The organism is Trinickia sp. (assembly GCF_051961175.1).
Classification (GTDB): Bacteria; Pseudomonadota; Gammaproteobacteria; order Burkholderiales; family Burkholderiaceae; genus Trinickia.
The window spans coordinates 1-7,041 of record NZ_JBQCDN010000211.1; the positions used below are offsets into that span (position 1 = coordinate 1).

At 63.5% G+C, this 7,041-nt stretch carries 7 protein-coding genes; 6 read left to right on the plus strand and 1 reads right to left on the minus strand.

Annotation, left to right across the window (positions count from 1 at the left end):
- Window positions 1-360: 360 nt before the first annotated feature.
- Together ACTHL0_RS12635 and ACTHL0_RS12640 are read left to right on the plus strand one after the other, a co-directional pair.
- Window positions 361-630: a MoaD/ThiS family protein gene (locus tag ACTHL0_RS12635; RefSeq protein WP_440567088.1), complete on the plus strand. Its 270-nt coding sequence runs from the start codon at window positions 361-363 to the stop codon at window positions 628-630.
- A gap of 43 nt (window positions 631-673) precedes the next feature.
- Entirely contained in the window at window positions 674-1,852 is a 1,179-nt protein-coding gene (locus ACTHL0_RS12640) for a WD40/YVTN/BNR-like repeat-containing protein (protein ID WP_440567089.1), read from the plus strand.
- Window positions 1,853-1,923: 71 nt separating this feature from the next.
- Here the strand turns inward: ACTHL0_RS12640 and ACTHL0_RS12645 are convergent, their stop codons facing one another.
- A complete protein-coding gene (locus ACTHL0_RS12645) occupies window positions 1,924-2,808 on the minus strand; it encodes a LysR family transcriptional regulator (RefSeq protein WP_440567090.1) in 885 nt (294 codons plus the stop codon).
- 128 nt (window positions 2,809-2,936) lie between these two features.
- On the opposite strand from ACTHL0_RS12645, the gene argC reads away from it, so the two are divergent.
- From argC to ACTHL0_RS12665, 4 genes are all read left to right on the plus strand, one after another.
- Window positions 2,937-3,872 carry an N-acetyl-gamma-glutamyl-phosphate reductase gene (argC, locus tag ACTHL0_RS12650; RefSeq protein WP_440567091.1) on the plus strand — a complete coding sequence of 312 codons (936 nt, stop codon included), beginning with the start codon at window positions 2,937-2,939 and terminating at the stop codon, window positions 3,870-3,872.
- 202 nt (window positions 3,873-4,074) lie between these two features.
- Entirely contained in the window at window positions 4,075-4,935 is an 861-nt protein-coding gene (locus ACTHL0_RS12655; RefSeq protein ID WP_440567092.1) for a MurR/RpiR family transcriptional regulator, read from the plus strand.
- A gap of 127 nt (window positions 4,936-5,062) precedes the next feature.
- Window positions 5,063-6,415, plus strand: a complete 1,353-nt coding sequence (locus ACTHL0_RS12660; RefSeq protein WP_440567093.1) for an aspartate aminotransferase family protein — start codon at window positions 5,063-5,065, stop codon at window positions 6,413-6,415.
- 38 nt (window positions 6,416-6,453) lie between these two features.
- Window positions 6,454-7,026 (plus strand): carboxymuconolactone decarboxylase family protein, encoded by a 573-nt coding sequence (locus ACTHL0_RS12665; protein WP_440567094.1) that lies wholly within the window; start codon window positions 6,454-6,456, stop codon window positions 7,024-7,026.
- Window positions 7,027-7,041: the final 15 nt, after the last annotated feature.

Genomic DNA, 7,041 nt, shown 5'->3' on the forward strand with positions numbered 1-7,041 from the left:
TCGGTGATGAACGCTAAGTTCTTTTGTTTTCCTTATCCGATTAACCGGCAATCCAGTCTTCAGTTGCCGAGGACGCGCGCACGCGCTCGGCGCGATCCTCGCCGGGAATAGGATTGCGCGCCCGGCAACTGAATGGTGTGAGCCAAAGCGCGGCCAATCGCTTCGGTCCGGCGACATTATCGGTTCAAAAGCGTTGTAGTTGAATAGACATCACGCCCCGCAATGGCCCAAACCATCGGAAATATTTCATCGCACGGCAAAAAGCGGCGAAGATGTTCCACACCGCAGCGTGCGCAAGCAAAATTCGCCCCGTTGCCTTCGACTACACTTAAGAACCTCCGTCGAAACGCCGATCCAAAGATGACGCACCTATTCTTTGCCGCTTCGATCCAACGACACATCGCGATGCCTGCACGCGATGTGGTCGCACGTTCCGTCGACGAGGCGCTAGCCGTTGCGTTCGCCGACGAGCCGCGCCTGCGCGGTTATATCCTCGACGATCAAGGCGGATTGCGCCGGCATCTCTCTGTCTTCGTCGATGGCATGCCCTTGCGCGATCGCCGCCATCTTTCGGATCCTGTCGATCAGAACAGTCGCATTTACGTAGTGCAAGCACTCTCCGGCGGCTGACGCCACGCGCGCAACCCTGCGCACATAACGATGGAGACACACCGTGAACGACGACCGCTTGATCGTTGGCACCCGTAAAGGGCTGTTCGTGTTCGAATCGGATGAGGCGGATCCGCACCGCTGGAAACAGACTGCGATCCATTTCATTGGCGAGCCGGTGACTTCGGCGCTCGCCGATCCGCGCGACGGCACGCTTTACGCCGCGCTCAATCTCGGTCATTTCGGGGTGAAGCTGCATCGCATGCCCGCGGGCGCGAGCGAGTGGGAACCTTGCGCGAGCCCGGTGTATCCTCCGCAGCCCGAAGCCGAATTGGCGGCGGCCGAAGCGGCAAGCGCGACTGAGGCGTCGGCAGGCGCAAACGCACAAGACGGCCCACAAACGAACGCTCCGGCAGCTGAACCGTTATGGTCGCTCGAACAGATCTGGACGCTCGAGCCTGGCGGTGCCGACGAACCCGGCACGCTGTGGGCTGGTACGATCCCTGGCGGCCTGTTCCGTTCCGATGACCGCGGCGAAAGCTGGACGTTGATGCGCTCGCTATGGGACCGTCCCGAGCGCCGCGAATGGGGCGGTGGTGGCTATGATCACGCGGGCATTCATTCAGTGCTGGTCGATCCGCGTGACAGCCGTCATGTGACGATCGGCGTCTCGTCCGGCGGCGTGTGGCAAACGTTCGATAGCGGCGCGACGTGGCGTCCGACGTCGAAAGGCATGCAAGCCGACTACATGCCGCCCGAGCGGCGCGAAGAAGAGAATGCGCAGGATCCGCATCGTGTCGCTCAATGCCTGTCCGCGCCGGACAAGCTCTGGACGCAGCATCATTGCGCGATCTTCCGTTCGATCGACGGCGGCCTGCATTGGACGCGCATCGAGGCGCAACCGTCGAACTTCGGTTTCGCCGTGGCCGTCCATCCACACGATCCCGACACGGCTTGGTTCGTGCCCGCCGTCAAGGATGCATGCCGCATTCCAGTCGATGGCCGATTCGTGGTCACGCGCACGCGCGATGGCGGCCGCACGTTCGAATCTTTCTCCGAAGGCCTGCCGTCAGGGCTTGCTTACGATCTGGTTTACCGGCACGGGCTGGCCATCGACGCCACCGGCACTCGTCTTGCGATGGGCTCGACGACCGGCGGGCTCTGGACATCGAACGATGGCGGCGAAAGCTGGCGCGAACTCTCGGCGCATCTTCCGCCGATCTATCACGTGAGCTTTGCTTGAGCGGGAATCGTTCGCCGATAACGCGTCGCGTCGAAGGGGTCTAACGAGGCAGCCCTACGCCCGGTTGCCGTTTAGCGCACCTTCAGCTTCCACAATGCACCGAGCACATGCTGGGTGGCGCGTTCGACTTGCCCCGTCCGGTGCGCGATCCCGAGTTCCCGCCACAGCGCCGGTCGCAACGGGCGCATCGTCACGCGTTCGTCCGTATGCGGTGCGCCCGCTTCATGCGGCAGCAGCGTCGCGCCGTAGCCGGCGGCGACCAGGCTCTTGATGGCGTCGTTGAAGTTCAGTTCGATCCTCGCCGCCGGCCGATACCCGCCGAGCGCGAACCATTCCGACGTCAGCCGCGAGAGCCGGGTATGGGCATCGTTGAGAATCAACGGCTGCGCGGCCAGCCATGCCGGCGTGACACGAGCCGGCGCTTGCCAATCGGCGGGCAGGAAAGCGACGACCGGATCGCGACGCCACGGCCGGATGTCAAGGCCCGTGACAGGCGCTTGAGGCAAGGCGACCAGCCCGACGTCGAGCGTGCCTTGCGCGAGCCTTGCAAGCGTGTCTTGCGACGTGAGCACCGCGATCTGCACGTCGATATCCGGATGATGTTCGCGCAGCTGCGCGATCGCTTGCGGCAGCAGATGCGCGATCGCACCGGTGGACGCACCCAGACGAACGCGTCCGGTCAATCCTTGCACCTGCCGGCTGACATCTTCGAGCGTCGATTCGACTTCGGCGAGCAGCCGCCGCGCGCGGGCAATCAACGCTTCCCCGATTGGCGACGGCCGTACATTGCCGCGCGTACGCGACAGCAGCGGGGCGCCGATTCGGCGCTCGAGTTCGGCGATATGCAGGCTGACGGTAGGCGGCGCGAGATGCAGCGATTGCGCCGCAGCCGCGAACGACCCGCTATCCGCGATCGCAACGAGCGTACGCAGGCGATCCAGGCTGATCTCTCGCATTGCCGTCCTCCTCCGATTCAGGAAAGATGAATGAGTCCGTCATGAAATTCAACTTTTCCTATTCTAAGCGGTGGGCGCACGATAGGTCCTTCACCTTGAACGATGGAATGGGAGAAGGAATGATGGCGATGCGCTTACCGACGGTGTTCATCGACGGCGACCAGGGCACGACGGGCTTGCAGATCCACGAGCGTTTGCGCGGCAGGACGGATTTCGAGCTCGTTACGCTGGCGCCCGCCGAGCGTAAGGATCCGCAGCGTCGCGCGCAAGCCATCAACGAATGCGATATCGCGATACTGTGTTTGCCGGATGCGGCTGCACGCGAGGCGGTCGGGTTCATTCGGAATCCCGGCGTGCGCGTGATCGACGCGAGCTCGGCCCATCGCACGCAGCCGGAATGGGTCTACGGCTTGCCGGAAATGGCGGAGGGGCAGGCGCAGCGGATCGCCGAGGCCCGCCGCGTGACGAACCCCGGGTGCTATCCGACCGGAGCGATCGCGTTGCTGCGGCCGTTAATCGAAGCGGGGCTCGTGCCGCGCGACTACCCGGTGGCGATCCATGCCCTTTCGGGGTATTCGGGCGGGGGCCGGGCGGCGGTCGATGAATACGAATCCAATGACGGGGCCGGTGCGGCGCCGTTCAAGGTCTATGGGCTTGCGCTCGAGCATAAGCACACGCCGGAGATTCAACTGCATACGGGGCTGGCGCATCGTCCGTTCTTCGTGCCGGCTTACGGCGCGTATCGGCAAGGCATCGTGCTGACGGTGCCGATCGAGTTGCGCCTGCTCGCGCCTGGCGTGGACGGCGAACAGCTGCATACGTGCCTTGAGCGTCACTACACGGGGGCGCGCTATGTCGAAGTGATGCCGCTCGCCGATGCGCGGGCGATGACGCATTTGGATCCGCAGGTGTTGAATGGGACCAATGGCTTGCGCCTGAGCGTGTTGGCCAACGCCGAACGGGCGCAGGTTTTGTTGTCGGCGGTTTTCGACAACCTGGGCAAGGGCGCGTCCGGCGCGGCGGTGCAGAACCTGGAGTTGATGCTCGCGGCGTTGAAGTCGTAACGCGTGAGCTCGCCCTTCAGTGTGCTTTCGTCGACATCGAGCCGGTGCGTAGCCGGTTCGATGATGGCGCTGGCTCGTTTCCGCGCGCTCGGCATAACTCAGGGTGCGCTGTTGCGGCGGTGGTAACATTTGTTGTCGCCGCAACAGCGCGGCGGCCCGCAGCTGTCTCGCAACCGCCCATCCACTCCCGCACGCCATTCCCATGCCCGAATCATTCGATCAGCTGGCCGCATCGATCCGCGCATGTTTCGCTGAGCTGAGCCCGCAATTTCAAGCGGGCGCCGCCTTCCTGCTTGATCATCCCGACGAAGTGGCGGTGCTGTCGATGCGTAAAATCGCCGAGCGCGTGCAGGTTCAACCGGCTTCGCTCGTGCGCTTGTCGCAGCAACTCGGCTTTCCCGGCTGGAACGAACTGCGCGACCTGTGCGTCGCGCGCGTGCGTACGCGTCCCGAGCCGCTAACGGCGCGTGCGCGCTCGCTCATGGCAGCGGGCAAGAAGGACACGCTTGCGCAGGATTTGCTCGTCGCGCAGCAGCTCAATCTCGAAGCGACGGCTACCCACAACGAACGCAACGTCCTGCAAGCTGCGCGCGTACTGCGCAAGGCTCGGCACGTTCATGTGGCGGGTTTTCGTTCGTGTTACCCGGTCGCGTTCGGGTTCGTCTATGGCTACGGGCTCTTTCGTTCGTCCGTGTCGCTGCTCACGGGCGAAGCCGGCACGCTCGAAATGCAGTTGCGTGCCATCACGCGAGAGAGCGCCACCGTCGTCATCAGCTTCGCGCCCTATTCGGTGGAGGCCGCCCGCGTGGCTGAGGTGGCGCTGGAAAAAGGCAGCCGGTTGGTTGCCATTACCGATAGCGCCGTGTCGCCCATCGCGCTCAATGCCGACAGCGTCTTGATTTTCTCGCACGAGAGCCCTTCGTTCTTTCCGTCGCTTGTCGCGGCCACGGCGCTCACCGAATCGCTCGTCGCACAATTGCTCGCGCTCGAAGGCGCCGATGCCGTCGAACAACTCGAGATGGCCGAGCGCGCATTGCACGGGAAGGGCGCGTACGTACCCTGATATATCTGACATCTGACGAAACGCAGCGGGAGCCCCGTGTGCGCCACATCGCGTCCGCATTGACAACATATGTTGTGATGATGTACAAATGCGCATCGATTGTTGTTGTGTCAACTTCGAGGTCACTATGTCCCGCGTATTCCATCGGATGCCGAACAAGCCGCTGCCCGTCGCGGTAGCGGGCGACGGCATCGAAATCATCGATTCCACCGGCAAGCGTTACATCGATGCGAGCGGCGGCGCGGCCGTCTCGTGCCTCGGCCATAGCCATCGGCGCGTGATCGATGCGATCGAGAAGCAAGCACGTCAGCTTGCTTACGCCCATACGTCATTTTTCACGACTGAGGCAGCCGAGGCGTTGGCCGAGCGGCTGGTGACAAAAGCGCCGGGCGGCATCGGTCACGCGTATTTCGTCTCGGGCGGCTCCGAGGCGATCGAGGCCGCGCTCAAGCTCGCACGTCAGTACTTCGTCGAAATCGGGCAGCCGCAGCGCCGGCATTTCATCGCACGCCGGCAGAGCTATCACGGGAACACGCTCGGCGCGCTGGCGATCGGCGGTAACGCTTGGCGCCGTGAACCGTTCCTGCCGCTGCTGATCGAAGCGCATCACGTCAGCCCGTGTTACGCCTACCGGGAGCGGCAATCCGGAGAAACCGACGAAGCCTACGCGCAGCGGCTCGCGGACGAACTCGAGCAAAAGATTCTTGCGCTCGGGCCGGAGACCGTGGCGGCGTTTGTCGCTGAAACAGTCGTCGGCGCGACCGCGGGCGCCGTGCCACCCGTACGCGGCTATTTCCGCAAGATCCGCGAGGTATGCGACAAGTACGGCGTACTGTTGATTCTCGACGAAGTCATGTGCGGCATGGGGCGCACGGGCTACCTCTATGCGTGCGAGGAAGAGGGCATCTCGCCCGATTTGCTGACGATCGCCAAAGGGCTGGGCGCCGGTTACCAACCGATCGGCGCGACGCTTGTCAGCGATCGCATCTACGACGCGATCATCGGAGGCTCCGGCTTCTTCCAACACGGGCATACCTATATCGGCCATGCGACGGCCTGCGCCGCTGCACTGGAAGTGCAGAAAGTCATCGAAGACGAGCATCTGCTGGCGAACGTCCAGGCGCGCGGCGAACAACTGCGAGCGACGTTGCGCGAGCGGTTGGGCGATCATCCGCATGTCGGCGACATTCGCGGGCGGGGCTTGTTCGTCGGCGTCGAATTCGTTGTCGATCGCGACGGCAAGACGCCGTTCGATCCCGTTCGCAAGCTCAACGCGGTCCTCAAGCGCGAAGCGATGGCACGCGGCCTGATGGTCTATCCGATGGGCGGCACGATCGACGGTAAACAAGGCGATCATGTCTTGCTGGCCCCGCCGTTTATCTGCACACCCAACGATATCGAGCGCATTGCCGAGCGTTTGTGCGATGCCTTCGGCGCTGCGCTCATTGCGGCTGGCGCATCGACGGAGGCGACCCGGTGAGCCATACTGAGGCGGTTCCGCGCGAAGAAGGACACATCATGAAGACGAAAGTCCCGGCCGATGCGCGCTTGCCCGAGTTCGACCGGGCGGGTGCCAGCCCTGAACAACTGGCCGTGTTGGATGAAATCCTGTCGGGGCCGCGCGGAAATCTCGCCGGCCCGTTCCTGGCCTGGATCGCCAGCCCGGAGCTCGCGCAACATGCGCAGCGCCTCGGTGCGTTTTGCCGGTATCGGACGGGTTTGCCGTTGCGGCTGTCGGAGCTAGCGATCCTGGTGACCGCCGCGCAGTGGCGCGCGCAAGCCGAGTGGCAGATTCACTATCCGATCGCGATCGAAGCGGGGCTGCCGGATTCGGTCGCCCAATCCCTGCTCGAGGGCCGGCGCCCCGATTTCGCCGATGCCGAAGAAGCGCTGATCTATGACTTCGCCATCGAACTCTATGACGCCAAGCGTGTATCCGATGCGACATTCACCCATGCGGTGCAACGTTTCGGTCATGAGACGACGGTCAATCTCGTGGGGCTGCTCGGCTATTACGCTTTGGTTGCGATGACGCTCAACGTTTTCGCGATGCGTACAGAGAGCGATGCACCGTTGCCATTCGAGGAGTAGTCTGTCCGGCGCCGC

Excerpts from the sequence above, each read along its gene's own strand:
- ACTHL0_RS12655 (WP_440567092.1), top strand. The coding sequence starts at position 4,075 with ATGCCCGAATCATTCGATCAGCTGGCCGCATCGATCCGCGCATGTTTC.
- ACTHL0_RS12635 (WP_440567088.1), top strand. The coding sequence starts at position 361 with ATGACGCACCTATTCTTTGCCGCTTCGATCCAACGACACATCGCGATG.
- ACTHL0_RS12665 (WP_440567094.1), top strand. The coding sequence starts at position 6,454 with ATGAAGACGAAAGTCCCGGCCGATGCGCGCTTGCCCGAGTTCGACCGG.
- argC (WP_440567091.1), top strand. The coding sequence starts at position 2,937 with ATGCGCTTACCGACGGTGTTCATCGACGGCGACCAGGGCACGACGGGC.
- ACTHL0_RS12660 (WP_440567093.1), top strand. The coding sequence starts at position 5,063 with ATGTCCCGCGTATTCCATCGGATGCCGAACAAGCCGCTGCCCGTCGCG.
- ACTHL0_RS12645 (WP_440567090.1), bottom strand. The coding sequence starts at position 2,808 with ATGCGAGAGATCAGCCTGGATCGCCTGCGTACGCTCGTTGCGATCGCG.